The organism is Vibrio sp. 03_296, assembly GCF_002265885.1.
The window spans coordinates 1-754 of the sequence record NZ_NPKW01000234.1 but is presented as its reverse complement, the minus strand read 5'-3'; the positions used below and the strand labels follow the sequence as shown (position 1 = coordinate 754).

The following is a 754-nucleotide window of genomic DNA, read 5'->3' as shown; positions in this document are numbered from 1 at the left end:
CCCAACCTGGGTTAATTTGCGCGTAGTTTTGTTTTTGCTCGCCACTAAAAGGCGTAACACGGTATGGGGTGAAGTACCATGCCGCTTCTTTGTCTGCCTCAAAGCCTTTTGCTATCAACGTTACGCGCAGATTTTCAACGGTAAAATAGTCAAACAAAGAGCGCAGCAGTGCCTCATCGTACTTCGCCATTTTATAGTCGCCATAGATGGTGTCTTCCGCAGCGTAATGCTGCATGTTAATCACCAAATGACTGACCATGTCGAGCGGTCGAGAGGGCTCTTGGAAGCGAAATGCAGACTCAAGTTACCGCTTGTTTTCCTTGTATCGCCACTCTTCAAGCCCTTCTGCTTTGATCAAACGAATATACTGGAAGACGGCTTGAATAATCTCATCGGTAGTGGCGAGCGTCTTTCGTCAAAGTACAACTGACGGTGAAATCACGGTAATTACTGCCAGCAGCGCCACCGCCAGCAGAGAGAGAGGTCACCCAGTTTTTGTTTTTCAGTTTGAGCATCAAACTGCCTTCTCCCTCATAACCAAGCAGATGGGCAAAGTAGGAAAGCGGTTTGGTTGAGTAGTGATGATCCATGCCTGGCAGAGGAAATGTCATAATGAGCTTACGTATCTCTTTTGAGCGGCTCAATGTTCACCAAAATGCCTGTGCTGTTTTCATCACTGATGGGTACGGCTATCGATTTACCCGCTAAATGGTTGTTGGTGATTGGATCCGAATTTTTCTTCTGCCCATGTTTG

At 46.8% G+C, this 754-nt stretch carries 1 pseudogene; it reads right to left on the bottom strand.

Annotated features, from left to right (window positions below):
• Positions 1-754, bottom strand: a pseudogene (locus CIK04_RS23625) (insulinase family protein); the annotation flags it as partial.